The sequence below is a fragment of the Microvirga sp. ACRRW genome (genome assembly GCF_022346925.1).
GTDB lineage: Bacteria > Pseudomonadota > Alphaproteobacteria > Rhizobiales > Beijerinckiaceae > Microvirga.
In genome coordinates this window covers 559439-583316 of sequence record NZ_JAKRNJ010000003.1, presented here as the reverse complement: position 1 = coordinate 583316, position 23878 = coordinate 559439, and the positions used below count along the sequence as shown (strand labels likewise).

Here is a 23878-nt window from a genome sequence, read left to right as displayed (position 1 = left end):
AGAACAATGACCACATTGCTGATTGCCGAGCACGACAACGCTCACCTGAAGGACGCTACCCACAAGGCCCTTTCCGCCGCCAAGGCGCTGGGTGCTCCCGTGCACGTGCTGGTGGTGGGTTCCAACGCCAAGGCCGCAGCCGATGCCGCCGCCAAGCTCGAGGGCGTGGAGAAGGTGCTGCTGGCCGACAATGCCGCCTACGAGCACATGCTGGCCGAGCCCGTCGCCGCGCTCATCGTGTCGCTGGCAGGCGCCTATGACGCGCTGATCGCGCCCTCGACCTCGAACGGCAAGAACATCATGCCGCGGGTGGCAGCGCTCCTCGATGTGATGCAGGTCTCCGACATCACCAAGGTGGTCTCGCCCGACACCTTCGAGCGTCCGATCTATGCCGGCAACGCCATCCAGACGGTGCAGGCGACCGACGCCAAGAAGGTGATCACGGTACGCACCGCCGCCTTCCCGGCCGCCGGTGAGGGCGGCTCGGCCGCGGTCGAGAGCGTGAACGCGGCCAGCGATCCGCAGCTGTCGAGCTTCAAGGGCGAGGAGATCGCCAAAAGCGACCGTCCGGAGCTGACCTCGGCCAGGATCATCATCTCGGGCGGGCGCTCGCTGGGGTCTGCGGAGAACTTCAAGCAGTATATCGAGCCGATTGCCGACAAGCTCGGGGCGGCGATGGGAGCCTCGCGCGCGGCAGTGGATGCGGGCTATGCGCCGAACGACTGGCAGGTGGGCCAGACCGGCAAGGTGGTGGCGCCGGATCTCTACATTGCGGTGGGCATCTCAGGCGCGATCCAGCATCTGGCGGGGATGAAGGATTCCAAGGTGATCGTGGCGATCAACAAGGACGAGGAGGCCCCGATCTTCCAGGTCGCCGATTACGGCCTCGTCGGCGACCTCTTCGCAATCCTTCCTGAACTCAAGGATGAGTTGACCAAAGCCGGTTAATCGGTCCAGGAATAGGTTTCGAACATTGCATCCGGGCGGGAACGCTCGCCCGGATGCTCAAAGCATGGATGCAGGCGAAGTCAGATGGGCATTGAGATCAAGACGGTTGGCGTGATCGGCGCGGGACAAATGGGCAGCGGCATCGCTCATGTCTGTTCGCTCGCGGGCTTCACCGTCCGGCTCCACGATCTCTCGGAGGACCGCATCAACGCGGGCTTGGCCACCATCAACGGCAACATGGCCCGTCAGGTCGCCAAGGGCGCGATCACGGATGCCGACCGTCAGGCGGCGCTTGAGCGCATCAAGCCGGCCCGAGGCTACGACGATCTCTCCGTCTGCGACATCGTGATCGAGGCCGCCACCGAGAACGAGGAGGTGAAGCGCAAGATCTTCACCAACCTTTGTGCCTCGCTGCGTCCCGAGACGATGATCGCGACGAACACGTCCTCGATCTCCATCACGCGTCTGGCCGCCGCCACCGACCGCCCGGAAAAGTTCATCGGTATCCACTTCATGAATCCGGTACCGGTGATGCAGCTCGTGGAGCTGATCCGCGGCATCGCCACCGACGACCCGACTTACGAATCCTCCAAGGAATTCATCGCCAAGCTCGGCAAGACCTCTACCGTCTCGGAGGACTTCCCGGCCTTCATCGTCAACCGCATCCTGCTGCCGATGATCAACGAGGCGATCTATACGCTCTATGAGGGCGTGGGCTCGGTGGAAGCCATCGACACGGCCATGCGCCTCGGCGCGAACCATCCGATGGGCCCGCTGCAGCTCGCCGACTTCATCGGCCTCGATACCTGCCTGTCGATCATGCAGGTGCTCTACGAGGGTCTGGCCGATTCCAAGTACCGCCCCTGCCCGCTTCTGGTGAAATACGTCGAGGCCGGCTGGCTCGGTCGCAAGACCAAGCGCGGCTTTTACGATTATCGCGGCGAGCACCCTGTCCCGACCCGCTAAACCTATAAGAAGCGGCGAAATAGGTCCGCGAAGAAATAGGCGCCGAGTCCCCAGAAGCATGTCCAGAGCAGCGCTCCCAGGGCATTTGCCAGGACGAAACGCGGCCACGGCATCGCGACCGTGCCTGCCAGAATGCCGTTGAGCTGGCGCAAGCCCACGACGAAGCGCGCCGTCATGACCATGTAGAAGCCTTTCTCCCGGGCGATTTTCTCCACCTTTCCCAAGCGTTCCGGCGTCAGCCCGATGCGCGGCGCCAGCCACAGCAGCACACGCCGCCCGCCGATATGCCCGATGAGATAGCCGGTGCTGTCTCCCAGCACGGCGCCCAGCCACGCAGCCAGAATGATTTGGCCAATGGAATGATCGCTGTGGGCTGCCAGCAGCGAAACGGTGATCAGGGCGCTTTCACCGGGGAGCGGCACCCCGAAGGACTCGAAGTAGAGAATAAGGAAGAGGGCAAAGACCCCGTAAGCGGCAATGGCTGTCTCGACTGACCCGAAAATGTGCTGCAGAAGGGCCATGTTCACCTGCTTCCTCGCATAAGAAACGCCATCCTTAGACGCATTTCCTGTGTGGTGCGTCACAAACGCCTTTATCGGCGAACTTCACAACAGCGTCACAATGCCTATAGTCTACTCAGACGGGGCTACTCTTCTTTGAGAGGAGGCGATGTGACGATACACGTCCAACCTGTTGTAAGGCCGGAGGCCTGTCCGGCTCTGGTGCTCAATGCCGATTACCGGCCCTTGAGTTACTACCCCTTGTCCATCTGGTGTTGGCAGGATGCGATCAAGGCGGTGTTCCTGGACCGGGTGAACATCGTTTCCGAGTACGACAAAGTCGTGCGAAGTCCGAGCTTCGAAGTCCGCCTGCCCTCGGTCATCTCTCTCAAGACCTACGTTCAGCCCTCGCGGCATCCAGCCTTTACCCGCTTCAACGTCTTCCTGCGCGACCGTTTCAGCTGCCAATATTGCGGCACCCGCGAGGACCTTACCTTCGACCACGTCGTTCCCCGTTCCAAGGGCGGCCAGACCACCTGGGAAAACGTCGTCGCCGCCTGCGCGCCATGCAATCTCAGAAAAGGTGACAAGATGCCCCGCGAAGTGGAGATGTTCCCTCGCCAGCATCCCTTCGCCCCCACCATCCACGATCTGCACTCGAACGGGCGGCTCTTCCCGCCGAACTACCTGCATGAAAGCTGGATGGACTATCTCTACTGGGACAGCGAGCTGGAGCCTTAAGGCTTCTCGGCATCTATTGCGCGCGTGCCATGAAGGCGTGTCATGATACGCAATCCGCTCGCGAATGCGGGCGATAATGATGGCTTTCCGTTATGGACGCCTGAGCTCGAAATGCGAGCGGTCCGCATCTTTGAAACTCTGGAAATGTCCACCCCAGAGAATCGGCACTCCGAGCTCTCTGGCAGCCCGCTTCATTGCGGCGGCAATTCGGTTGTGTGCTGACGGATCAAAGACAACATGGCCCTGCGCGTCGAGCGGCCACAAGTCGACCGCGAGACCGAGCACGTGTGGCCCCCCGTTGGTTCTCGACCATCCCCAGGCGACTGCCTTGCGCTGCAGGCTGCCATCGCGCAGGCCCGAGCCTATCACGAAGGCCAAACCTGGGTTATCGGCCTGGGCCTTTTGCACCACGCGGGCAAGCAACGGATGGAGGGCCCGGAGATTAGCCTCGTGGTTTCCTACCGGATCCGGGTTCCAGGCCCTGAACATCGCGCGTTGATCGCGGCCTTGGTCATCCCGCTCAGGGATTTTGGCATAGATGCCTTCGGGTCTGAAGATCGACTGATAAGAATGGCCTGCAGCCGCTCTCTGGCCCACATCACCGTTCTGCTGGGCGACTGCGTTTGCGCCCACGCCGAGCAGCGCGGCGATGAGCACTCCGAAACGGAGGGAATGTCGAAGCAGCTTCACGGCCCAGGCGAAGGGCCGGATAGAAATGTCGCCAGCGCCCTGCAAGCCGTTCACACGGCCGCGCGGCATCGTCACTTTCCAAAGCCCTTGCCTGCCGCGCCCATGGCCGCGAAAGCTGCTAGGCCAAGCGAGATCAGCACATTCCATCCCGCGAGCGACAATCCCAGAAAGCGCCACGCCGCCTCTGTGCAACTCACCACGCGGGTCGTCTGCAGCTGATTGAGGAAATCGCCCACATTGCCGGCGCCCGCTCCCGAGCCGCCTCCGCAATCGCTTGGCCCCGCGAAGAAGCCCCATTCAACACCGGAATGATAGGCGCCGAGCCCCGCGCTCACGAGAAAGACGAGCGCGAGAAGCCACAGGCTTACCCGCGTCCAGCGCGGCGGCAGGAAGGCTGCCACGATCCCGAGCGGAATGGCGATGTAGTAGGGATTGCGCTGGATCAGGCACAGCTTGCAGGGCACGTAGCCGAACACATGCTCGAACACGAGCGCGCCGCCGACGGTCGCCGCCGCGCCGAGCGCGACGGCGAAGGCGACTTGGCGCATGGAGAGGCGGAAGCGCATCGCCATTCCTTAAAACATATACTTGAAGGCCACGAAGCCGCCGACGATGGCGATGATAGCTCCGCCGGCGACCAGATTGAAATTGTTGTCGATGATGGTCTTGATGCGGGGTCCGAACCGGCTCATCAGCAGCGCCACGAGGAAGAAGCGCGCGCCGCGGGTGATAACCGAGAGCAGGATGAACCAGCCGATGTGATAGCCCGCGAAGCCGGAGGTGATAGTCACGAGCTTATAGGGGATGGGTGTCAGCCCCTTCAACAGGATGACCCAGTGGCCATACTCGGCATAGGCATGGCGGAACGTCTCCGCCCCCTCCGTGAGGCCATAGAGCTGGAAGAGCCAGGCTCCGATGGAATCGTAGAGCGCCAGACCGATCACGTAGCCGAAGATACCGCCGATGACCGATGCGATCGTGCAGATCAGGGCGTAGGACCAGGCCTTGTCCGGCCGCGCCAGCATCATCGGCACGAGCATCACATCCGGCGGCACCGGGAAGAACGAGCTTTCCGAGAAGGACACGATAGCCAGGGCATAGGGAGCGGAAGGCTTCGAGGCGAGAGAAAGGGTCCAGTCATAAAGGCGTCTGAGCATCGGATCCCGGCAGGTATGACGTGAAACAGGACTACGTGCGCCCTTTGAGCACAATGGAGGCCCATTGGCGAGAGGCAAGCCTTGCGGCGCAGCTTCACATCTGACTGATTGACCCTGCTCACACCCTCATGCTACTTCGCAGTTCCTTGCCCCTGTGGCGGAATTGGTAGACGCGCTCGACTCAAAATCGAGTTCCGCAAGGAGTGCTGGTTCGATCCCGGCCAGGGGCACCATACCGCTTTTTAGCGATGATTCCTGCACAGCAAAAATACAGACCGCCCCTTCAGGGGAAAGTCCAAGCTGCCTTAAGGTAGCGCGAAAGCGTCAAGCTCAGCGCGACGCCGTCGAAGATGACAATTCGGTAATTTGCCCAGCTTTTATGAAATGTGATAACAACCCGGCGAATTGCGTCGGGGGAGCATACTTTGCGGCTCGGTTACAGAGCAGATATTGACGGCTTACGGGCGATTTCTGTCTTAGCCGTATTATTCTTTCATGTTGAATTTACTCAATTTTCAGGCGGCTTCGTTGGCGTTGACGTCTTCTTCGTCATCAGCGGCTATCTGATTACGAAGATCATCAAGATCGATGCCGAAAATGGCACTTTTTCATTCAAGCGCTTCTATGTTCGCCGCATCTGGCGCTTATTTCCGGCTTTGCTGACAACGATAGCTATCAGCTATGTGGCAGGGTTCTTTATCTTCTCGTCTGAAGATTTCATGAATCTGTCAGCTTCTACTATTTACGCGATCCTATCTTTATCGAACATTTATTTTTGGCTGCAGAGTGGATACTTCGATGCCGGCGCCACCCTCAAGCCTCTCCTTCATACATGGTCTTTGAGTGTCGAGGAGCAGTTCTACCTCGTCTGGCCTGCCATAATTGTCTTTCTGGCGAGAAAGCGTGCCTGGATCCTGCCACTTGTCATAGGCGCCTTGGGCATAGGCAGCTTCGTCGATGCCTTGTCGGGACTAGACACCAATCCAGTTGCGACTTTCTTTCTCTCGCCCTTCCGCATTTATGAATTCGCGCTTGGCGCTTTGGTTGTCTGGGCCGAGAGATATCGGCCCAAAGCTCCCTTGCTGAACGATGCGGCCTATCTCTTCGGCCTCGGGTTGATCATCTATGCCATCCTGAGTTTCGACGAGAAAACGGTTTTCCCAGGCACCGCTGCGCTGGTCCCAGCCCTCGGAACGGCGATGGCAATCCATGCAGGCAGAACAGCCCGGCCAGCTGCTGTCGTCGCCAACCGCGTCATGGTCGGTATCGGGCTCATCAGCTACTCACTCTATCTGGTCCATTGGCCCATCGTTGTCTTTACCAAGTATTTTCTGCTTGAGACAGAATGGACGCACTCCGTTTTCATGATCCTTGCCTCGTTTGCTGCTGCATTGATTCTATACCGTTTTGTCGAGCAGCCTTTCAGGGAAGCACGAGGAGCGAATGAACCTGCGAAGCTTCCTCCATTCCCTCTTTCGCTCTGCGCATACGCAGCGCCACTTTTGCTGATAGCGACAATGAGCTGGGCGCAGAGCGGCTGGGTGTGGCGCCTGCCGACAGAACTGAGGGAGATCAACAATTTCTCTCCCGAAGAAATGCGCCGGCACACTTGGGCGGCTCCGTATGCCCTTAGAGGGAGACGCTTCACGACACAAAAGATAAAAGTCGTCGTCGCCGGAGATTCTCAAGCGGCCGACTTGATCAACATGCTCATCAGTGGCGGCTATGAAGCTTTCGTAGAGATCAGGTATATCCGCATCGTCTCTTCATGCGGCATCGTCGATCCTGCAGGCGAGGACGCCGACAAATATTGGTACGACGGCAACTTCCGCACCGCTTCAGATCCGCGCCTCATTACGCGGTGCATCAAGGAGAACAATACTTTTCTCACGTCCAAGCTCCTTGAACGGGCAGATGCCGTCATCATCGCAAGTCACTGGTATGACTACAATCTCCCCTATATTCCCGACGTACTGGCTCGACTTGAGCAAAGCACCAAAGCTCCGGTCTATATCGCGGGTCGCAAAGACCTTCGCCGAAGCAGCGTGCAGATAGCAAACGCTCATGGACGGCTCGCCGGATTGGAAGCTTATGCCTCGAACGAACGGAATGAGGACGCTCAGAACATCAACGCGACTCTGAAGCTCATATCCAAGGATCGTTTCATAGACCTGATGGCGCTCCTTTGTCCTTCTAAGGATAAATGCGCTGTTCTATCTGAGGGACAACCAATCTTTTTCGATCACACCCATATAACGCCGGCAGGCGCGAAATACTTTGGCAAGAAGTTAATGCAGTCAGGCATTCTGAAAGAGTTCACCCGCCCTCCCAAGCTTTAGTAAACTGACGCCAGCCCTGCTGCGGCCCAGAGAGTTTGGAACTATTGAGCTACCCCTTTTGCACCTTTGCCAAATCGGGAACCTTTGGCGCAAATGACTTCTGTTGAACGGCCAAGCCTTTTCGCCGAAGTCATTTGTAAAACTGCGTTTCAAGGATGGCCGCAAGAAGCAATCACCTTGAGATCAAGGGGCATATATCATGGACCAAGAAGTCGAATACGTTGCTCGCGCACTCTATGAAGCCGAGGAAGATGCGTTTTTATGGGATGCCGAGCCTGAAATCCTGAAAGAGGAATTTCGCATTTATGCTCGCGCAGCGATCGCGTTGCTGCCACGCGACGAACCTCGGGAACGCAAGAGCGAGTTCCATTACGCAGCTTGAGCCTGTTGTCGCTTTTCCAGGAATGACGCCCGTGACACGTTTCTCGCCACGGGCGTCATCGCATCGGTTTGCTGCGAGCCTCAGCCGCGATGCTCAATGACCGTGACGATCTTGCGGGTCTTCGGTTCCACAATCACGACCTGATCGCGGATGATCACATAGCGGCATTCCGGCAGGCCGGCGAGAATACGCACAACCTCGCTTGGGCATGCATGCAGCTCGGTGACGACGGTCTGCGGAACGACCGCGCCGACGCTCACCGTGAAGTTCACGTTATTGATGGGTCGCGCGTCCACGCTCCGGAAGGCACGCGTGATTTCCGTGCGCTGCTCGCCGGTCACATTGATGCTCGTGGAGCTTGCTGTGCTGCCGGTCGTGTTAGGGGCATGGCCGGTCGTGCTGGAAGTTCCGGTCGTTGCACCGGATGTGGCCGCTCCTGCGGCGGCACCGCCCGAGGTATTACCGGTCTTACTGCCCGTCGTACCGCTCTGCATCCCGCTGGATGTGCTACCTGTCGTAGCGGATGAAGCTCCACCCGATGCGGCGTCGGGATTTACCTTGGGCACGCCACCTGATGTCGTACCAGGCATGGCGCCCGAAGCACCGCCGGACGCTCCGCCGGAAACGCTGCCGGCTGCACCACCCGAAGCTCCACCCGTGGTGCCGGAGCCGCTGCTCGTTTGAGCAATGGCTGCTACGCTGAGGGAAAAAGCAGCTGCAGCAACGGTCGTCAACAAAGCCACACGCATAGAGAGAATCCTCCAATTCACAAAAGGCAGACCTCCTGCCTCTTTCGTGATCGTACCAACGGGAAGTGTTGAAGAGTGTTCCTCCGCCCAAGCCCTCTTCATGCCCGCATTCGGCAGTCGTCTTGCAATCTACGATGCTGCTGACGAAAAGAGCGCGACCGATACGTGTGGATACTTGCGAAGCCGAGAGGCAGACGCATCAGCGAAGGTGCGGAACCCACATAGGTATTCGCCACTGATCTTAGGACGTCTTAAAATATGCCAGGATCAGGCTTGGGTTTTCTCGTCGGCTTCCTGCAGCACCAAATGGCTGAAGGCCGCAACGACATTCTCATAGACGCCGCGCTTGAAAGGGATGATCAGCTCCGGCAGGCGATGCATGTCCTCCCAGCGCCACTCGTCGAATTCGGGCTTGTGATGTCCGCCGCCAGGCTGGGTAATGTTGATCTCGCTCTCGCTGCCTTCGAAGCGGAATGCAAACCATCTCTGCGTCTGCCCACGATAACGCCCACGCCATGCGCGTCCGGCCACCATGGAAGGCAGATCGTAGGAATACCAATCGGGAGCTTCCGCGAGCAGGCTCACGGAACGGACGCTGGTTTCCTCGTAGAGCTCGCGCAGAGCCGCCCGATAGGGATCCTCCCCCGGGTCGATCCCGCCCTGAGGCATCTGCCATGCGTAACCGTCTGAGACCTTGTCGGCTTCGGAATGCCGCCGTCCGATGAAAACCTGGCCTTGCTTGTTGAGAAGCATGACGCCGACGCAGGAGCGATAGGGCAGTTCCTTCCTGCCCTGCGGGCTCTTGGCGTTTCTCATCAGAATTTCACTCCCTTACCTGCCCCCTCGCCTACCGATCATTTTAAGTATCGCCGGTCATTGTCGATGGTTCCATCGGTCACGATTCAAGAGTGCCGTTTCAAGCAGTCCGGCACAAGCCGTTCCGTGCGGTTGTCAAAGCCTGAATGAAAAAGCCTGGCGGTCGCCGGACCGCCAGGCTTGTTGTTTCGCAACGGATCGCCGTTTTAATTCGGCGTCGTGGTATTGGCCGCACCCTTGCGCACGCCATGGAGCAGGTCGTAGGCGGCGAGCAACTGCTTGTCCTTGGTCGCATCCGGCGGAATATAGGCGGAGGAACCGCCGCGCTCTTCCTTCTCGCCGCCGTTGCTCAGGTGGCCGCGCAGACCGGCCTCGCCCTTGGTCTCGTCCTTGCCCTTCAGCTCGTCGGGGATGTCCTGCAACACCTCGATATCCGGATCGATGCCCTTGGCTTGGATCGAGCGGCCCGATGGAGTGTAGTAGCGCGCCGTGGTGAGGCGCACCGCGCCGTTGCCGCCGAGCGGGATGATGGTCTGCACCGAGCCCTTGCCGAACGAACGGGTGCCGAGCACCGTCGCACGCTTGTGGTCCTGCAGGGCGCCGGCCACGATCTCGGATGCGGAGGCAGAGCCGCCATTCACGAGCACCACGAGAGGCTTGCCCTTGGCGAGGTCGCCCGTCTTGGCGGTGAAGCGCTGCGTATCCTCGGCATTGCGGCTGCGGGTCGAGACGATCTCGCCGCGGTCAAGGAAGGCGTCCGACACCATGATCGCCTGATCGAGCAGGCCACCCGGGTTGTTGCGCAGGTCGATCACGAAGCCCGCAACCTTATCGGCGCCGATATCGCTGGTAAGCTTATCGATGCCCGTGCGCAGGTTCTCGTAGGTCTGCTCGTTGAACTGCGTGACGCGCAGCACACCGATGTCACCCTCGACGCGGGCGCGTACCGGGCGGACCTTGATGGTTTCGCGGGTGAGTTTCACCTCGATTGGGTCCTTGGCTTCCTTGCGCTGAATCTTCAACGTCACCGAGGAATTGACCGGGCCGCGCATCTTATCGACGGCCTGGTTCAGGTTGAGGCCCTGAACCGGGTCGTTGTCGATCTGCGTGATGATGTCGTTCGCCAGAATACCAGCACGAGAGGCTGGCGTCTCGTCGATGGGGGTCACCACCTTCACGAGACCGTCTTCCATCGTCACCTCGATGCCGAGACCGCCGAACTCGCCGCGGGTCTGGACCTGCATGTCGCGGAAGCTCTTGGGATCCATGTAGCTCGAATGCGGATCGAGCGAGGTCAACATGCCGTTGATGGCCGATTCGACGAGCTTCGACTCATCAGGCCTTTCAACATAATCCGTACGAACTTTTTCGAAGACGTCTCCGAAAAGGCTCAGCTGCCGGTATGTATCGGCGGAAGCAGCTACTGCGCCCGAGGAGAGCAGAGCCGTCTGCGACACCATGGTCGCGCTACCCGCACCGATAGCCACACCGAGAATCAATAGGGAGAGTTTGCGCATTATCCGCGAACCTTTTCGCTTTGCGATTTCGCCCACCAGGGACCTGGGTCGATCGAACCGCCGTCTTTCCTGAACTCAACATAGAGGACGGGATTGTTCTTTTCTATGGCAGAGCCGGTCAAACTCATGAGAGGAGAGTCCCCCATGCTTGCGACTGGCTCGCCGGCGAGCACGAATTGCCCGACATCGACGTTGATTTGGTCCATACCGGCCAGAAGAACATAATATCCCCCGCCCGCGTTGATGATCAAGAGTCGACCATAGGACCGGAAGGGCCCCGCGAAGGCAACCCAGCCATCCGCCGGTGATACTACGGACGCTTTGGGACGGGTCGTGATAGAAATGCCGCGCGTCGTTCCGCCGTAGCTGTCGGTCGCCCCGAAATCCAGGGCAACGTCGCCGCTCACAGGCCGCGGAAGCAGGCCCTTGGCCTCGGAGAATGGAATTTTTGGGGCAAGACGCGCCGGGTCCCGGAAGGCGGCCTGGGCAAAGCGCTCCTTGGCCTCCCGCTCCTGGGCTTCCGCAGCTTTGCGGGCCTCTTCGGCGGCCTTCTGGGCGCCCGCGACCTCCGCCTCCATGCGGTCGATCAACTCTTTGAGAGTGCCGGCTTGGCGGGCCAGCTCCGCCGTCTTCTCCCGTTCCGCCCCGATGCTGCGCTCGACCTCGGCCATCCGGCCCTGACGGACACCCATAAGGGCGGTGAGGCGCTGCTGTTCGCCGTTCAGGGCGGCAAGCTCGGTGTTGAGGGTGGAGCGGTCGGTGGCAATCGCCTCCTTGAGCCGCACAAGCTCGGCAAGGTCGGACGCCAGAATCTCGGCCTCGGCGCGAAGCTCGGGCAGTACCGCGCCTAGGATGATAGAGGCCCTCACCGCTTCGAGCATGTCCTCGGGCCGCACCAGCACGGCGGGCGGTGGGCGACGGCCCATTCGCTGGAGGGACGCGAAGACCTCGACGATGATGCCTCGGCGGCTCTCCAGGGAGCGGCGGATCGCGGCTTCGGAGGCGGCCAAGGTCTGCAGGCGTTGCTCCAAGCCACGAATCCGGTCCTCCGTGTTTCGGACACGGGAGGCGGTTTCGATCAGGGTTGCATTGAGCTTGGCCCGGTCCGTCTTGATCTCTTCGATCTCGGTTTCGAGACGCTTCTGGGCCTCGGCGCTCGCGTTCATCGCGTCTTCCAGGACCTTGAGATCATTCTGGCGCTTCTGCTTATCATCCGCATTTTCCGGCGCGGCCTGGGCCGTCCCGCCCGCAGGCGCGGGCACAGTCTGGGCCCATGCGGAACCCAGAACGGACGTGGCCAGCCATGCGGCAAGGCCTAAAGCCTTGCTGGAGGAGAGAAATTTAAAGCGATTCATGCATTAGGAATCATCGTGCCCGACGCGATGATAAGGGTGTCCGGCAATGATTGTCAGCGCCCTATAAAGCTGCTCGGCCACGAGCGCCCGTACGATCTGGTGCGGCATAGTGAGCGCACCGAAAGAAACCACCAGTTCAGCGCGCTGGCGGATCTTGGGATCGAGCCCGTCTGGCCCACCGATGACGCAGGCCACACCGGGGCGGCCCTCATCGCGCCATTGCCTGATCCGCTCGGCGAAGGCTTCGCTGGAGGGGCTCTTGCCGCGCTCGTCGAAGACGATCAGCACGGAGGACCCGGCCTTCTCGAGAATCGCGGTCGCCTCTTCCGCTCGGCGATCATCATCCCGCCGCGCCCGGCTCTCCGGCAGCTCGACAATATCGAGCCCTGCCAGACCCATGGCCCGGCCCATGCCGTCCACACGCTGCCGATATCGTTCGACCAGCTCCCGTTCGGGGCCGCTTTTGAGACGGCCCACGGCCAGCAAGCTCAGTCGCAACGTTTCAAGCCTTTCCCATGCATCGTCAGAGAACGATGCACTCATAAGGAGTTAGCATCAGATTAATCCCAAAAGTGCCTTCCGCTTTTGGGTCCGATGCTCTAGCTCGCAGCGCGATCCTGAGGACGGTCGGCGCCCCACATCTTCTCGAGGTTGTAGAAGCCACGGACCTCGGGACGGAAAATGTGAACGAGAATGTCGCCGGCATCGATCAGCACCCAATCGCAGGCAGGCAGGCCTTCCACGCGCGGCGTGCCGAAGCCCTTGTCCTTCAGGTCTTTGACAAGACGGTCGGCAAGAGCGCCCACGTGACGGTTGGAGCGGCCCGATGTGACGATCATGGTGTCTGCAAGCGAGGTTTTGCCGGCCAGGTCGATCTCGACCGTGTTCTCGGCCTTCATATCCTCGAGAGATGCCAGGGCGACGGCCCGGATATCCTCATCCTGCGGAGCAGCCGCTCCGGAGAGAGGGGGAAGCGTATTGGTATCCGCTTCGACAGAGTTCAGTCGGTTCAGGTTCAAGCCCTTTCTAAACAGCGCTCAAATGGTAAGCGCCGATCCTTAACATAAGATCGAACGCCCCACTTTTTCAACGTCCTCCGGAAGGAGAAGTTCTCGCCCTTTGCCGCAGGAGGGTGGAGGACAGGTGCGACCGCGGTCCGTGCAGGAACACCCAGGCGGGAGGCTTCAACCTCGCCAAGGCCGGGGCCCTGCCCTCGTCGACGCGCCATTTCGACAGGGCAATCGCCGCCCGCGAGCCCATGGCTTTCAGGGTCCAGCCCGGCCGGTCGATGATGGCGATGGGCATCTGCCGGGCGATCCGCCGCCAGCCGCGCCAGCGATGGAAACCTGCGAGATTATCCGCCCCCATCACCCACACGAAATCCACGCCCGGGAAACGGCGCTTGAGATAGGAGAGCGTATCGATGGTGTAGCGAGCGCCGATCTCGGCCTCGAAGGCGGTCACATCGATGCGTGGATCGTCGGCGATCTCCTTCGCCTGTGCCATGCGCATCTCGGTGGAAGCGAGTTCGCCCGTATCCTTGAGGGGATTGCCGGGTGTGACGATCCACCAGATCCGATCAAGCCCCAATCGTTTGAGCGCCATGAGGCTCACATGGCGATGCCCCGCATGGGCCGGATTGAACGAGCCGCCATAGAGCCCGATGCGCATACCCGGTGTGGCCATCGGCAGACGCGTAAGACCCGAAGGCATAATGCGGAAACGGGAGGGCGGTGAGCTCACGGACGTGTCTGGCCCGAACCGTGGATACGGTACTTGAACGATGTCAGCTGCTCCACGCCTACAGGGCCGCGCGCATGCATGCGGCCTGTCGCGATGCCGATCTCGGCGCCGAAGCCGAACTCGCCGCCATCGGCGAATTGCGTCGAGGCGTTGTGCAGCACGATGGCGGAATCGACCTCGCGGAAGAAGCGCTCCGCTGCCGCTGCATCATCCGTCACGATGGAATCGGTGTGATGCGAGCCATGAGTTTCGATATGCGCGATGGCCTCATCCAGGCCATCCACGACGCGCACAGAGATGATCGCGTCGAGATATTCCGTGCGCCAATCTTCTTCCGTCGCAGGCGTCACACGAGGATCGACGGCTTGCGTCGCTGTATCGCCGCGCACCGCGCAATCGGCATCGAGCAGCATCGCGACCAGTGGCTTCAGATGCGTCTCAGCGCAGGTGCTGTCCACCAGCAGCGTCTCCGCCGAGCCGCAGACGCCGGTGCGGCGCATCTTGGCATTCAGCACGATCTTTTTCGCCATCTCCAGATCGGCCTTTTCATGCACATAGACATGATTGAGCCCTTCGAGATGCGCGAAGACCGGCACCCGCGCTTCATCCTGTACGCGCGCCACGAGGCTTTTGCCGCCGCGCGGCACGATGACGTCTATATTGCCGTTCAGTCCCGACAGCATCGCGCCCACCGCCGCGCGGTCGCGCGTCGGCACGAGGCGGATGGCATCCGCCGGCAAACCCGCCTTCTCCAGCCCCTCGCCCATCGCTTCCGCAATCACCACAGAAGTGCGGAAGCTGTCGGAACCCGTGCGCAGGATGGCGGCGTTGCCCGCCTTGAGGCAGAGCGCGCCTGCATCCGCCGTCACATTCGGGCGGCTCTCGAAGATCACGCCGATCACGCCGAGCGGCGTCGCCACGCGTTCGATCTTCAAGCCGTTGGGACGATCGAACTGCGCCAGCACGCGCCCGACTGGATCGGGCAGATCGGCAACGCTCTCCACCGCTTCAGCGATGGCTTCGAGGCGCTGCGGATTGAGCACAAGACGGTCAATGAAAGCCGCCGTCTGCCCCTTGGCCTTGGCCTCAGCGAGATCCTCGGCATTTGCGGCGAGAATGTCTGATGCGCGCGCGCGGATGCTGGTTGCCATCGCGCGCAAGGCGGCGTTTTTCTGCTCCGGCGAAGCCAATGCAATCCGGCGCGCCGCTTGTCGGGCGTCTCGCCCCATGCGTGCCATCAGCTCCGTTATGTTGCCGCTATCGACCAGCTTGAGAGCTTCCATGATCGGTCCGTATCTCAGGAATGCGTTGTTCCGGTATCGAGCGCCATGTCATCGCGATGCACCATCTCGGCACGTCCTGCATAACCGAGGATTGCCTCGATCTCTCGGCTCGGACGGCCGATGATGCGGGCAGCTTCCTCAGCATCGTAGGCCACGAGACCACGCCCGAGAACGCGGCTCTCGTCGCGGATGGTCACCGCATCGCCGCGATGGAACGTGCCCTCGATGCGCCGCACGCCGACGGGCAGCAAGCTTGCACCGCCTTGCAGCGCGCGCGCTGCGCCTTCATCGACAATGAGCGTGCCGCGCGGCTCGAGCGCGCCTGCGATCCATGTCTTGCGCGCAGTCGCAGGATTGGACGGGGTGAGGAACCACGTGCAGCGTCCGCCATCGGCGACGCGCTTCAGCGGGTTCTTTGCGCGCCCATCGGCGATGATCATATGCGTACCGCTGGCGGTCGCGATCTTGCCCGCTTCGATCTTCGTGCGCATGCCGCCACGCGAAAGTTCGGAAGCGGCACCTCCGGCCATCGCCTCGATGGCGGGCGTGATGCGCTCGACCACGGGAATATGCTCGGCACTCGGATCGGATGCGGGTGGCGCGGTGTACAATCCGTCGATGTCGGAGAACAGCACCAACAGATCCGCGCCGATCATGGTGGCGACGCGTGCGGCCAGGCGGTCGTTGTCGCCGTAGCGAATCTCGGAGGTCGCTACCGTGTCGTTCTCGTTGACCACGGGAACGGCGCGCATGTCGAGGAGCTTCAGCGTGGTCGCGCGCGCATTGAGATAACGCCGCCGCTCCTCCGTGTCGGAGAGCGTGACGAGAATCTGGCCGGTCGTGATGCCATGATGCGCGAGCACCTCCGACCATGTGCGCGCGAGCGCAATCTGCCCGACAGCTGCAGCGGCCTGACTCTCTTCCAGCTTCAGAGGGCCGGAGGGAAGCCCAAGAACAGTGCGCCCCATGGCAATCGCGCCCGACGACACGACGAGAACATCGGCACCCTTCGCGTGGAGATCCGCAATATCTTCAGCAAGCGCCGCAAGCCATGCGTGGTTCAAGCGACCGCGCGCGCGATCCACGAGAAGCGCGGAGCCGACTTTCAGAACGACGCGGCGGAACTGGCTGAGTTGTGGGCTCACGGACGCCACTCTTCCTGAACCTCCGCAGCCCCTTCCTCGGCCTTCGCTTCGTCGATGACCGTGAGCAGGGATTGCAGGGCTTCCTGTACGCCCTGCCCCGATGCGGAAGAGATCACGAGAGGCGTGCGCTTGCAGGCCTTCTTCAGCTTTTTCAGCTGTTCCTTCAGGGTGTCCTCGTCGAGCGCATCGGCTTTCGAGAGCGCCACCACCTCGGGCTTGTCCGCAAGGCCATGACCATAGGCCTCGATCTCGTGGCGCACGACCTTATAGGCCTCGCCCGCATCCTCGCTCGTGCCTTCGACAAGATGCAGCAGCACGCGGCAACGCTCCACGTGGCTCAAGAAACGGTCGCCAAGGCCGATACCTTCCGATGCGCCCTCGATGAGTCCCGGAATATCGGCGAGTACGAATTCACGGCTATAGGCGCGCACGACGCCTAGACCCGGGTGAAGCGTGGTGAAAGGATAGTCGGCGATCTTAGGTCTAGCCGCAGTAACGGTGGCAAGGAACGTGGACTTGCCCGCATTGGGCAATCCGACGAGGCCCGCATCGGCGATCAGCTTCAGGCGCAGGATGATCGTCATCTCCACGCCTTCCTGGCCAGGATTGGCCCGGCGCGGCGCGCGGTTGGTGGAAGTGGTGAAATAGGCATTGCCGAAGCCGCCGTTGCCGCCTTTGGCAAGCAACACCTTCTGGCCCACATGGGTCATGTCGGCGATGACGGTCTCACCGTCTTCCTCAAGGATCTCGGTGCCGGCGGGGACTTTGAGCACCATGTCGGCGCCCTTGGCGCCGGCGCGGTTCTTGCCCATGCCGTGACCGCCGGTCTTGGCCTTGAAATGCTGCTGATAGCGGTAGTCGATGAGGGTGTTGAGCCCCTCCACGCATTCGGCCCACACGTCGCCGCCACGGCCGCCATCGCCGCCGTCCGGCCCGCCGAACTCGATGAACTTTTCACGGCGGAACGATACGGCGCCACCGCCGCCATTACCGGAACGAATATAGATCTTGGCTTGGTCGAGAAATTTCATAACCCGTATCCTTTACGGGACAACATCCCCAGGAGCAACGCGTACAAAAGAGAAGCGCCCCCGAATGGTTTTACGGGAGCGCCTCAGGATTAACGGACTCCGCTCAGCTCGCGAGCGAGATGGAGCGGTCGATCTCGACCTCGACGGAGGCGGCCTCGGGGATGAAGCCGGTATGGCCCCAGGCCTTCAAGCTCTCCCAGGTCCGCCGGTCGAGGCGGAAATGGTCGACCGGATAGAGGCCGCACCGGGCGGGCAGCTCCGAGAGCCCGGCGCCCTGATAGGCAAAACCGCACTTCTCCAGCACCCGCCGCGAGGCAGGGTTGATCACCCGGGCGCAGGTCGTGATCTCATCCCCATCTCCATAAGCGAAGAAGGCATCGATCAAGGCGCGGGCCGCTTCCGTGGCATAGCCATGGCCCCAGGATGGGGTGCCGAGCCAATAGCCGAGATTGGGCTTGCCCGTCTCAGGGTCCGGGCTGATCCCGACCATACCGATGAGGCAGTTCGGCTTGCCTTTCGGGGTGATCGCCAGCTGCAGGCTCTCGCCATTCGCATTGTCCCGCCGCGCCTGGAAGATGAACCTCTCGGCTTGGTCCGGTGAGTATGGATGCGGAATTCGGGCCGTCATGTCCGCGACAGCTTTCTCACCGGCAAGGCGTACGACGGCCTGGGCATCCGCAAGGCGAGGCCAGCGCAGCCACAGGCGGCGCGTCTCGAGACGGAAAACATCGTCACGGGTGAGGTCGGGAAACATGGTCTTGCTCCGATCCGAAATTGGGCCCCCTTGGCCCGGAAAACACGAAGGGGAGGTGGACATCCCACCTCCCCTGTCGGTTTTGGATCTGAGCTGAGCTTGGCTTTTTGGGCCTAACTTGGAGCTTTTGATCCGCCGGGTCGGTGTGATGCCGGCGGGAGCTCCTTCGTTTTGCTCTCGCCGTTTATTCTGCTGCCTCTTGGGCCGGTACGACCGATACGAACGCTCGGCCTTGACGCGTAAGGAATCGGACTCGGCCATTGGCCGTGGCAAAGAGCGTGTGGTCTTTGCCCATGCCGACGTTAGCGCCGGCATGCCATTTCGTGCCGCGCTGACGAATAATGATGTTGCCGGCGATCACTTCTTGATCACCGAACCGCTTGACGCCGAGACGACGGCCTGCGGAGTCACGGCCGTTGCGAGAAGAGCCGCCTGCTTTTTTATGAGCCATGGGTGTGTACTCCCGTGTTCTGTGTCAGTTGCCGACGCTTATTCAGCGCTGGCCGGCGCAGCTTCGTCAGCCGCAGCCTTGGTGGTCTTCTTGGCCGCAGCCTTCTTGGGCTTCGCGCCACCGGCGAGGATCTCGGTGATCCGCACGACGGTGTAATCCTGGCGATGCCCGCGCTTGCGGCGCGAATTCTGGCGACGGCGCTTCTTGAAGGAGATGACCTTCTCGCCGCGGGTGTGCTCCACCACTTCGCCTGCCACGGTCACGCCCTCGATGAGGGGGGCGCCAACCTGGGTCGTGCCGTCGTTGGTGACCATGAGAACCTGGTCGAAGGTAACGGCGGTGCCCGGCTCGCCTGCGAGCGTGGCGACGGTGATGACGTCGTTGGCGGCAACGCGATACTGCTTGCCGCCGGTCTTGATCACTGCGAACATCTTGATCCTCGTGTTCAAACCCAAATCTCTACGAGAAAGCTCCCGCAGGCTTGGCTTTTTGGCAGTTTCCGGCTTCGGTTCACGGCCGTTTGCACAGCCGCATGGATACGAGCAGGCACTTGTCCCCGCTCATAGAGGAGGCTTACCTACGGGCTGCCTTAAGCTTTGTCAATCAAAAACCCCGCAAAAACATGCCCGAGGGTGCTTGAAGAGCCGCCAAGCCCATGATATCCACCCCGCCTCAACCAGCGGGCCTTAGGCCTTCGCGACCCGGAGAGGTGGCAGAGTGGTTGAATGCACCGCACTCGAAATGCGGCATACGGGCAACCGTATCGGGAGTTCGAATCTCCCCCTCTCCGCCATTATCTAAGGCCTTGATATTTCAGGCATTTTCCCTTCAGGCCAATATTCGCAAGTCTCGGTATCCTTTAGATACTCCCCGGTTAACTATTCTCTGAAGCGCCCTTATTCGGAGCAAAATGAGGCCTTCAGGACTCCAGCCTTGCCTCGTTTCTCCGCCCCAAAACTACCCAGTCCGGTTCTGGCATGATGAGCAGGTGTGGGGGTGATGATTGGACCAATGACAGCATTCTGCCCAATACCGAAACATGGGCCAATTGCGGTCGTTCATAAAGGCTGCATAACCTGTCTGTCGTTACCGTAAGCACAGGCGCCCATGAATGGGTAAGCCCAAGCCCTGAGCCTTCGAGATGGCTTTCGTAGCTGCAGTCACCAAGCTGCACGCCCTTGAGAAGCTGGTCGGTTATGTTCGGGTTGTCGGCCGCTGCAAGCAGCGCCGGGGGCCAATCCCTGCTTCAGGAACGTGGATGATTGTGGGTCAGGCCTCTGTCGCAGCTGGACGCTTGAGCCGTACAGCATAAACCGAAGTGTCATCATGGCTCCGCGTCAATCGAGCAATCCCTTCCTCGATCTCTGCTGAGATTCGTCTGATCTCAGTAATCAACTCCGAACTATCGAACCTGTTGAAGCGCGCCTGTGCAAGAACAAAGACAACGCTCCCTAAGATACGCTTTTCAGTATCTCGAACAGGGGCTGCGATACCGACCAGATCATCGAAGACCTCTGAATAGGTGACAGCATATCCATCGCTCCGCATTGCGTTCATTGCCTTGCGGAACTCGTCCCAATTCATTGCCAGACCGCTCTCACGGATCTGATCTTCATTCCACCGATAGACGTTCTTGAGCTGCGACGGTGACAAGTGCGCCAGGATGACCTTCGCCATCGCACCGCGAAAGATCGGCATTGCGCGGCCGCGCTTGTAGATCTCGCCTATGCTGCGATCAGGCCACGCAAAATCAGCGCAGAGAACTTTGTCGCCGTAATAGCTGCAAAGCATGATATTGAGACCGAGATCCTCTGCATTGCGGCGGATCAACCGACCAGCGGCCTTCAGGAGCGGATCGCTCTCACGGATCACCATCTCCAATTCGATGATCCGCGATCCGAGAACGTAGTTTCCGCCTGCCGCAGGCATCAGCAGGCCGCTTTTAGACAGCGATTGAATGTAGCGATAAGCAGTCGCCCTCGATGTTCCGGTCAGCTCCGCGGCTCGAGACACGTCAATCGACAAGTTGTCTTCGTCAAAATAGTTCATAATTTCGAGCATTTTGTCGAGACTTGTCATTGTCTTATCTCAGTCTATTGACCGCCCAGCCAAGTCGCAGGGACGGTGATGATCCCTGGAAAGAGGACGAACAGGATGAGGATTGTAATCTGAGCCAGAATGAATGGTCCGACGCCACGAATAACCTGGGGCAGGCTAACCTTTGAGACGGCAGCGACAACGTTGAGAACCGCACCGACAGGTGGAGTCAGCAGCCCGATTGCGCAGGCGAGCATGAAGACAACACCGAAATAGATGGGATCGATGCCGGCGTCCCTGACGGCGGGCAGAAGGACCGGGATAAGAATAAGAATGATCGGAACCATGTCCATGGCGCAGCCGACGACAAGCACAAGGCCGACCACGATGAACATGAGCAGGGTCGGGTTGTTCGCAAATGGGGCGACAAGGTCCGTGATCTGATCAGGAAGCCCGGCAATGGTAATCATCCAGCTGGACACGAGGGCAGCAGCAACCAGGAACATGACCATGGCGGTCGTTTTTCCAGCCGCAAGGAACACCTCGAAGAGGTCTTTAACTTTTAGCTCCCGATAGACGAACAATGCGACGAATAGAGCATAAACGGCTGCAACGACCCCTGCTTCCGTGGGCGTGAATACTCCGAAGCGCAAGCCCACGAGGATGATGACAGGCAGAAGAAGAGCCCATATTCCCTCCCGAACTTTACCCAACACCACTTCGACTGGCACGCGAGCAGGCGTGGCGATGTTCTCATGGCGGGAGACGAAGTACCATGTGGTTGCAAGAACCGCTCCCATCAGAATGCCGGGAGCAATACCAGCGATGAAGAGTTTCGTGATCGACATATTCCCGACCACGCCAATCAGAATGAAGCCGATGGAAGGCGGAATGATCAAAGCCGTGATGCCGGATGCTGCAATCAGACCGGCAGAACGTCCTTTGTCGTGGCCTGCCTTGACCATCATGGGAACGAGGATCGCAGAAAGGGCGGCTGCATCGGCTGCGGCGGAGCCGGACAAGCTTGCGAGGATACAGGCGGCCAAAACGCCAACATATCCCAGGCCGCCTTTGATATGCCCAACGGCGGCTAGTGCCAAATTGACTATGCGCCGTGAAAGGCCGCCTGCATTCATCAATTCGCCCGCGAGCATGAAGAAAGGCACAGCCATAAGCGGAAAGCTATCCGCGCCGTTCAGAAGATTCTGGGCAACGATTTGAGAATCAAAGAAATCCAACTGCCACATCAGGGCAACACCCGTCATAAGCAGGGCGTAGGCGATGGGCAGACCAATGAACATGCTGCCGAGCAAGGCACCGAGGAAGACAAGCAGCGTCATTATTATTTCTCCAGGCCTTGCGTTACGGCAGCTGTTTCCTCGTCAATCACGATCATTCGATCCATCTGGCCTGTCGCGATCAAAAATAGCCGCCAGACCAGGATGAACATTGTAGAGATACCGAATATCAGGCCGACACCGAAGAACAAGCCCATCGAGAGACCTGTCGCTGGGGCATAGGTGTGGAAATTAACGGAAGCCTGGGTCCAGCTGCCGTCGATGATGAGCCAAGTTGCGAGGATCATCAGCAAATGGCCGACGACCAAGCAGATGCGGCGCAGCGGCCTGGGAAGGCTATTGACAACGAAATCCAGTCCGAGATGGCCGTGGTCACGCAGCACAATGATTGCGCCGATGAACGTCAGCCAGACGAATAGCCAGCGTGCGAACTCTTCCGAGACGGTAATCCCCGAATTGAAGATGTACCTCATGAGCACGTTGCCGAATACAAGAACCACCATGCCCATGAGGCATAAGACGACGATTCCCTTCAAGAGGGCGAAATAAGCGTCAATCGCCTTCGTCAACATCTTCTTCCGTCCTCCTGACCAATATCATGAATACTTTTTGAACTGCATCAACCACGCTGATGTGGCGAGCGAGCCGGGATTGCCCGTTTGAGCCTACGGCCTCCGATAGCCTTCCAGCTCGCCGTCGGGAACATCTGGGAGATTCACGACGATATTGTCCGGCGTACGGCAGGTCAGCCAAGTCAGCGGCTCCGTTACGCTCATGTTCGCCTCGACATGCGGCATGTTCGGGGGCACGAACACGAAATCGCCGTCCTTCATGTCGACGTATTCCTTGTAGTCTTCTCCGAAATAGATACGCCCATGTCCCTTGAGAACGTAGCCCCCGGTTTCTGCCTCTCCATGGTGATGAGGAGGCGAACGGAAGCCGGGCTCATTAGTGACCTGTCCGAACCAAATCTTCGTCGCAGGTGTGTGTTGCGGGCTCACACCGGAACGGCGAACGCAATCCCCGGATTGACCGGTATTGAAATCGAGCTCACCAGCACGGGTTACGACTGGCACAACTTTGGCATTCACTTCATTTCTCCTCGTTAGGGTCGCTCAGCAATTTGCAGCCGGACGGCTTCGCATCAGTTCATGTGCATTCCGCCGTTCACGTCGATCGAAGATCCCGTGATATAGGCGGATTGATCCGACGCCAGGAACAGGCAGGCTCCCGCGACATCATCAGGCGTGCCAAAACGCCCAAGCGGCACCGTCGGAAGCACTTTCGCAGTCAGGTCATCGTCATAGAAATCCTTGGTCATCTGAGACATGATGACACCAGGATTGATCGCATTGACGCGAATTCCGGCGGGGCCGACATCCCGTGCCATCGCCTTAACCAGGCCCAGGACACCGCCCTTGGAGGCCGCGTAATGGGGACCTCCCATAAGGCCGCCCCCGCGCTGTGCAGCGATAGACGCGATGCAGATGATCGAGCTTCCGGTCTTCATCACACGGAGTGCCTGCTGCGACATAATCAGAGTGCCGCGCAGGTTTACGTCCATGATGGCGTCGTATTCATCGCGGGTGATATCGACGGTTTTACGCGGCTGAGTAATCCCGGCATTGTTCAGCAGAATATCGACCCTGCCATACCTCTCCATGGCGGCGGCATACACAGGCTTGGATGTCTCTTGGGATCTGACATCCGCCGCGATCCCGAGAGCATCAATTCCGATCTCGCGTGCAGCAGCTTCGACTCCGTCCTTATCGAGATCAACGAGGATCACGGATGCGCCGTTGCGCGCAAACATTCGAGCTGCGGCAAAGCCTATGCCTTGGGTGTTTCCGGCGCCGGTCACGATCGCAACCTTCTCTTTCAGCAGCATCACGGCTCACTTTCTTTTCTATTGGATTCATCCACCGTGCGCAGGAATGAATCGTTCCACTGGCCGACAGGCGCGCCTACGGAAAAGC

General features: G+C 60.0%; 27 protein-coding genes and 2 tRNA genes. 7 read left to right on the top strand and 22 right to left on the bottom strand.

Annotated features, from left to right (window positions below):
• Window positions 1-6: 6 nt before the first annotated feature.
• Together MHY87_RS10100 and MHY87_RS10095 are read left to right on the top strand one after the other, a co-directional pair.
• Entirely contained in the window at window positions 7-948 is a 942-nt protein-coding gene (locus MHY87_RS10100) for an electron transfer flavoprotein subunit alpha/FixB family protein (protein WP_239351437.1), read from the top strand.
• Window positions 949-1032: 84 nt separating this feature from the next.
• A complete protein-coding gene (locus tag MHY87_RS10095) occupies window positions 1033-1914 on the top strand; it encodes a 3-hydroxybutyryl-CoA dehydrogenase (protein ID WP_239351436.1) in 882 nt (293 codons plus the stop codon).
• 2 nt (window positions 1915-1916) lie between these two features.
• Here MHY87_RS10095 and MHY87_RS10090 read toward each other — a convergent pair whose 3' ends face one another.
• On the bottom strand, window positions 1917-2435 hold the full coding sequence (locus MHY87_RS10090) for a DedA family protein (RefSeq protein ID WP_239351434.1): 519 nt from the start codon (window positions 2433-2435) through the stop codon (window positions 1917-1919).
• A gap of 150 nt (window positions 2436-2585) precedes the next feature.
• Between MHY87_RS10090 and MHY87_RS10085 the strand changes: the two genes are divergently transcribed.
• On the top strand, window positions 2586-3155 hold the full coding sequence (locus MHY87_RS10085; RefSeq protein ID WP_239351432.1) for an HNH endonuclease: 570 nt from the start codon (window positions 2586-2588) through the stop codon (window positions 3153-3155).
• A gap of 90 nt (window positions 3156-3245) precedes the next feature.
• Here the strand turns inward: MHY87_RS10085 and MHY87_RS10080 are convergent, their stop codons facing one another.
• The 3 genes from MHY87_RS10080 to MHY87_RS10070 are packed head-to-tail and all read right to left on the bottom strand — an operon-like array spanning window position 3246 to window position 5002.
• Window positions 3246-3914, bottom strand: coding sequence for a M15 family metallopeptidase (locus MHY87_RS10080; protein ID WP_239351431.1), 669 nt, complete (start codon window positions 3912-3914; stop codon window positions 3246-3248).
• A gap of 2 nt (window positions 3915-3916) precedes the next feature.
• The gene (locus MHY87_RS10075) at window positions 3917-4411 is read right to left on the bottom strand and encodes a disulfide bond formation protein B (RefSeq protein WP_239351430.1); all 495 of its coding nucleotides are present in this window, start codon (window positions 4409-4411) and stop codon (window positions 3917-3919) included.
• Window positions 4412-4420: 9 nt separating this feature from the next.
• Complete coding sequence (locus tag MHY87_RS10070) at window positions 4421-5002, bottom strand: YqaA family protein (RefSeq protein WP_239351429.1); 582 nt, start codon at window positions 5000-5002, stop codon at window positions 4421-4423.
• 148 nt (window positions 5003-5150) lie between these two features.
• Here MHY87_RS10070 and MHY87_RS10065 point away from each other — a divergent pair.
• From MHY87_RS10065 to MHY87_RS10055, 3 genes are all read left to right on the top strand, one after another.
• Window positions 5151-5235 (top strand) — tRNA-Leu (locus MHY87_RS10065).
• A 192-nt stretch (window positions 5236-5427) separates the two neighbouring features.
• A complete protein-coding gene (locus MHY87_RS10060; RefSeq protein WP_239351428.1) occupies window positions 5428-7341 on the top strand; it encodes an acyltransferase family protein in 1914 nt (637 codons plus the stop codon).
• 199 nt (window positions 7342-7540) lie between these two features.
• On the top strand, window positions 7541-7723 hold the full coding sequence (locus MHY87_RS10055; protein ID WP_239351427.1) for a hypothetical protein: 183 nt from the start codon (window positions 7541-7543) through the stop codon (window positions 7721-7723).
• Window positions 7724-7803: 80 nt separating this feature from the next.
• Here the strand turns inward: MHY87_RS10055 and MHY87_RS10050 are convergent, their stop codons facing one another.
• From MHY87_RS10050 to rplU, 13 genes are all read right to left on the bottom strand, one after another.
• Entirely contained in the window at window positions 7804-8472 is a 669-nt protein-coding gene (locus tag MHY87_RS10050; protein WP_239351426.1) for a DUF1236 domain-containing protein, read from the bottom strand.
• Window positions 8473-8739: 267 nt separating this feature from the next.
• Window positions 8740-9288: an RNA pyrophosphohydrolase gene (locus MHY87_RS10045; protein ID WP_239351425.1), complete on the bottom strand. Its 549-nt coding sequence runs from the start codon at window positions 9286-9288 to the stop codon at window positions 8740-8742.
• Between the two features lie 206 nt (window positions 9289-9494).
• Window positions 9495-10805 (bottom strand): S41 family peptidase, encoded by a 1311-nt coding sequence (locus MHY87_RS10040; RefSeq protein WP_239351424.1) that lies wholly within the window; start codon window positions 10803-10805, stop codon window positions 9495-9497.
• A complete protein-coding gene (locus tag MHY87_RS10035) occupies window positions 10805-12160 on the bottom strand; it encodes a murein hydrolase activator EnvC (protein WP_239351422.1) in 1356 nt (451 codons plus the stop codon). The genes MHY87_RS10040 and MHY87_RS10035 overlap by 1 nt, the downstream gene beginning before the upstream one ends.
• A gap of 3 nt (window positions 12161-12163) precedes the next feature.
• Entirely contained in the window at window positions 12164-12658 is a 495-nt protein-coding gene (gene rlmH, locus MHY87_RS10030; protein WP_239351420.1) for a 23S rRNA (pseudouridine(1915)-N(3))-methyltransferase RlmH, read from the bottom strand.
• Window positions 12659-12759: 101 nt separating this feature from the next.
• Window positions 12760-13179 carry a ribosome silencing factor gene (gene rsfS, locus MHY87_RS10025; RefSeq protein WP_370644881.1) on the bottom strand — a complete coding sequence of 140 codons (420 nt, stop codon included), beginning with the start codon at window positions 13177-13179 and terminating at the stop codon, window positions 12760-12762.
• Between the two features lie 67 nt (window positions 13180-13246).
• Entirely contained in the window at window positions 13247-13846 is a 600-nt protein-coding gene (locus tag MHY87_RS10020) for a nicotinate-nucleotide adenylyltransferase (protein WP_239351418.1), read from the bottom strand.
• A 53-nt stretch (window positions 13847-13899) separates the two neighbouring features.
• A complete protein-coding gene (locus tag MHY87_RS10015; protein WP_239351416.1) occupies window positions 13900-15186 on the bottom strand; it encodes a glutamate-5-semialdehyde dehydrogenase in 1287 nt (428 codons plus the stop codon).
• 14 nt (window positions 15187-15200) lie between these two features.
• Complete coding sequence (gene proB / locus MHY87_RS10010) at window positions 15201-16331, bottom strand: glutamate 5-kinase (protein WP_239351414.1); 1131 nt, start codon at window positions 16329-16331, stop codon at window positions 15201-15203.
• Window positions 16328-17362, bottom strand: coding sequence for a GTPase ObgE (gene obgE, locus MHY87_RS10005; protein WP_239351412.1), 1035 nt, complete (start codon window positions 17360-17362; stop codon window positions 16328-16330). Before obgE ends, proB begins: the two co-directional genes overlap by 4 nt.
• Window positions 17363-17465: 103 nt before the next feature.
• Window positions 17466-18116, bottom strand: coding sequence for a GNAT family N-acetyltransferase (locus MHY87_RS10000; RefSeq protein WP_239351410.1), 651 nt, complete (start codon window positions 18114-18116; stop codon window positions 17466-17468).
• A gap of 184 nt (window positions 18117-18300) precedes the next feature.
• Window positions 18301-18567 carry a 50S ribosomal protein L27 gene (gene rpmA / locus MHY87_RS09995; protein ID WP_239351408.1) on the bottom strand — a complete coding sequence of 89 codons (267 nt, stop codon included), beginning with the start codon at window positions 18565-18567 and terminating at the stop codon, window positions 18301-18303.
• 38 nt (window positions 18568-18605) lie between these two features.
• On the bottom strand, window positions 18606-18998 hold the full coding sequence (rplU, locus tag MHY87_RS09990) for a 50S ribosomal protein L21 (protein WP_239351406.1): 393 nt from the start codon (window positions 18996-18998) through the stop codon (window positions 18606-18608).
• A gap of 272 nt (window positions 18999-19270) precedes the next feature.
• Here rplU and MHY87_RS09985 point away from each other — a divergent pair.
• Window positions 19271-19360, top strand: a tRNA-Ser gene (locus MHY87_RS09985).
• Window positions 19361-19836: 476 nt separating this feature from the next.
• Here MHY87_RS09985 and MHY87_RS09980 read toward each other — a convergent pair.
• The 5 genes from MHY87_RS09980 to MHY87_RS09960 all read right to left on the bottom strand — a co-directional run bounded on the left by MHY87_RS09980 (window position 19837) and on the right by MHY87_RS09960 (window position 23790).
• Window positions 19837-20646, bottom strand: coding sequence for an IclR family transcriptional regulator (locus MHY87_RS09980; RefSeq protein WP_239351405.1), 810 nt, complete (start codon window positions 20644-20646; stop codon window positions 19837-19839).
• Between the two features lie 14 nt (window positions 20647-20660).
• On the bottom strand, window positions 20661-21944 hold the full coding sequence (locus tag MHY87_RS09975; protein WP_239351404.1) for a TRAP transporter large permease subunit: 1284 nt from the start codon (window positions 21942-21944) through the stop codon (window positions 20661-20663).
• A 2-nt stretch (window positions 21945-21946) separates the two neighbouring features.
• Window positions 21947-22474 (bottom strand): TRAP transporter small permease, encoded by a 528-nt coding sequence (locus tag MHY87_RS09970; RefSeq protein WP_239351403.1) that lies wholly within the window; start codon window positions 22472-22474, stop codon window positions 21947-21949.
• Between the two features lie 93 nt (window positions 22475-22567).
• The gene (locus tag MHY87_RS09965; protein ID WP_239351402.1) at window positions 22568-22993 is read right to left on the bottom strand and encodes a cupin domain-containing protein; all 426 of its coding nucleotides are present in this window, start codon (window positions 22991-22993) and stop codon (window positions 22568-22570) included.
• A 53-nt stretch (window positions 22994-23046) separates the two neighbouring features.
• Window positions 23047-23790, bottom strand: a complete 744-nt coding sequence (locus MHY87_RS09960) for an SDR family NAD(P)-dependent oxidoreductase (protein ID WP_239351523.1) — start codon at window positions 23788-23790, stop codon at window positions 23047-23049.
• Window positions 23791-23878: the final 88 nt, after the last annotated feature.

Bases quoted from the DNA above. Each gene is read 5' to 3' on its own strand.
- MHY87_RS10070 (WP_239351429.1), bottom strand. From the start codon at position 5,002: ATGCTCAGACGCCTTTATGACTGGACCCTTTCTCTCGCCTCGAAGCCT.
- obgE (WP_239351412.1), bottom strand. From the start codon at position 17,362: ATGAAATTTCTCGACCAAGCCAAGATCTATATTCGTTCCGGTAATGGC.
- MHY87_RS10035 (WP_239351422.1), bottom strand. From the start codon at position 12,160: ATGAATCGCTTTAAATTTCTCTCCTCCAGCAAGGCTTTAGGCCTTGCC.
- MHY87_RS10055 (WP_239351427.1), top strand. From the start codon at position 7,541: ATGGACCAAGAAGTCGAATACGTTGCTCGCGCACTCTATGAAGCCGAG.
- MHY87_RS10015 (WP_239351416.1), bottom strand. From the start codon at position 15,186: ATGGAAGCTCTCAAGCTGGTCGATAGCGGCAACATAACGGAGCTGATG.
- MHY87_RS10100 (WP_239351437.1), top strand. From the start codon at position 7: ATGACCACATTGCTGATTGCCGAGCACGACAACGCTCACCTGAAGGAC.
- rpmA (WP_239351408.1), bottom strand. From the start codon at position 18,567: ATGGCTCATAAAAAAGCAGGCGGCTCTTCTCGCAACGGCCGTGACTCC.
- MHY87_RS10045 (WP_239351425.1), bottom strand. From the start codon at position 9,288: ATGAGAAACGCCAAGAGCCCGCAGGGCAGGAAGGAACTGCCCTATCGC.
- MHY87_RS10080 (WP_239351431.1), bottom strand. From the start codon at position 3,914: ATGCCGCGCGGCCGTGTGAACGGCTTGCAGGGCGCTGGCGACATTTCT.
- MHY87_RS09975 (WP_239351404.1), bottom strand. From the start codon at position 21,944: ATGACGCTGCTTGTCTTCCTCGGTGCCTTGCTCGGCAGCATGTTCATT.
- MHY87_RS09960 (WP_239351523.1), bottom strand. From the start codon at position 23,790: ATGCTGCTGAAAGAGAAGGTTGCGATCGTGACCGGCGCCGGAAACACC.
- MHY87_RS10075 (WP_239351430.1), bottom strand. From the start codon at position 4,411: ATGCGCTTCCGCCTCTCCATGCGCCAAGTCGCCTTCGCCGTCGCGCTC.
- MHY87_RS10095 (WP_239351436.1), top strand. From the start codon at position 1,033: ATGGGCATTGAGATCAAGACGGTTGGCGTGATCGGCGCGGGACAAATG.
- MHY87_RS10020 (WP_239351418.1), bottom strand. From the start codon at position 13,846: ATGGCCACACCGGGTATGCGCATCGGGCTCTATGGCGGCTCGTTCAAT.
- MHY87_RS09980 (WP_239351405.1), bottom strand. From the start codon at position 20,646: ATGACAAGTCTCGACAAAATGCTCGAAATTATGAACTATTTTGACGAA.
- rplU (WP_239351406.1), bottom strand. From the start codon at position 18,998: ATGTTCGCAGTGATCAAGACCGGCGGCAAGCAGTATCGCGTTGCCGCC.
- MHY87_RS10000 (WP_239351410.1), bottom strand. From the start codon at position 18,116: ATGTTTCCCGACCTCACCCGTGACGATGTTTTCCGTCTCGAGACGCGC.
- MHY87_RS10050 (WP_239351426.1), bottom strand. From the start codon at position 8,472: ATGCGTGTGGCTTTGTTGACGACCGTTGCTGCAGCTGCTTTTTCCCTC.
- MHY87_RS10090 (WP_239351434.1), bottom strand. From the start codon at position 2,435: ATGGCCCTTCTGCAGCACATTTTCGGGTCAGTCGAGACAGCCATTGCC.
- MHY87_RS09970 (WP_239351403.1), bottom strand. From the start codon at position 22,474: ATGTTGACGAAGGCGATTGACGCTTATTTCGCCCTCTTGAAGGGAATC.
- MHY87_RS10040 (WP_239351424.1), bottom strand. From the start codon at position 10,805: ATGCGCAAACTCTCCCTATTGATTCTCGGTGTGGCTATCGGTGCGGGT.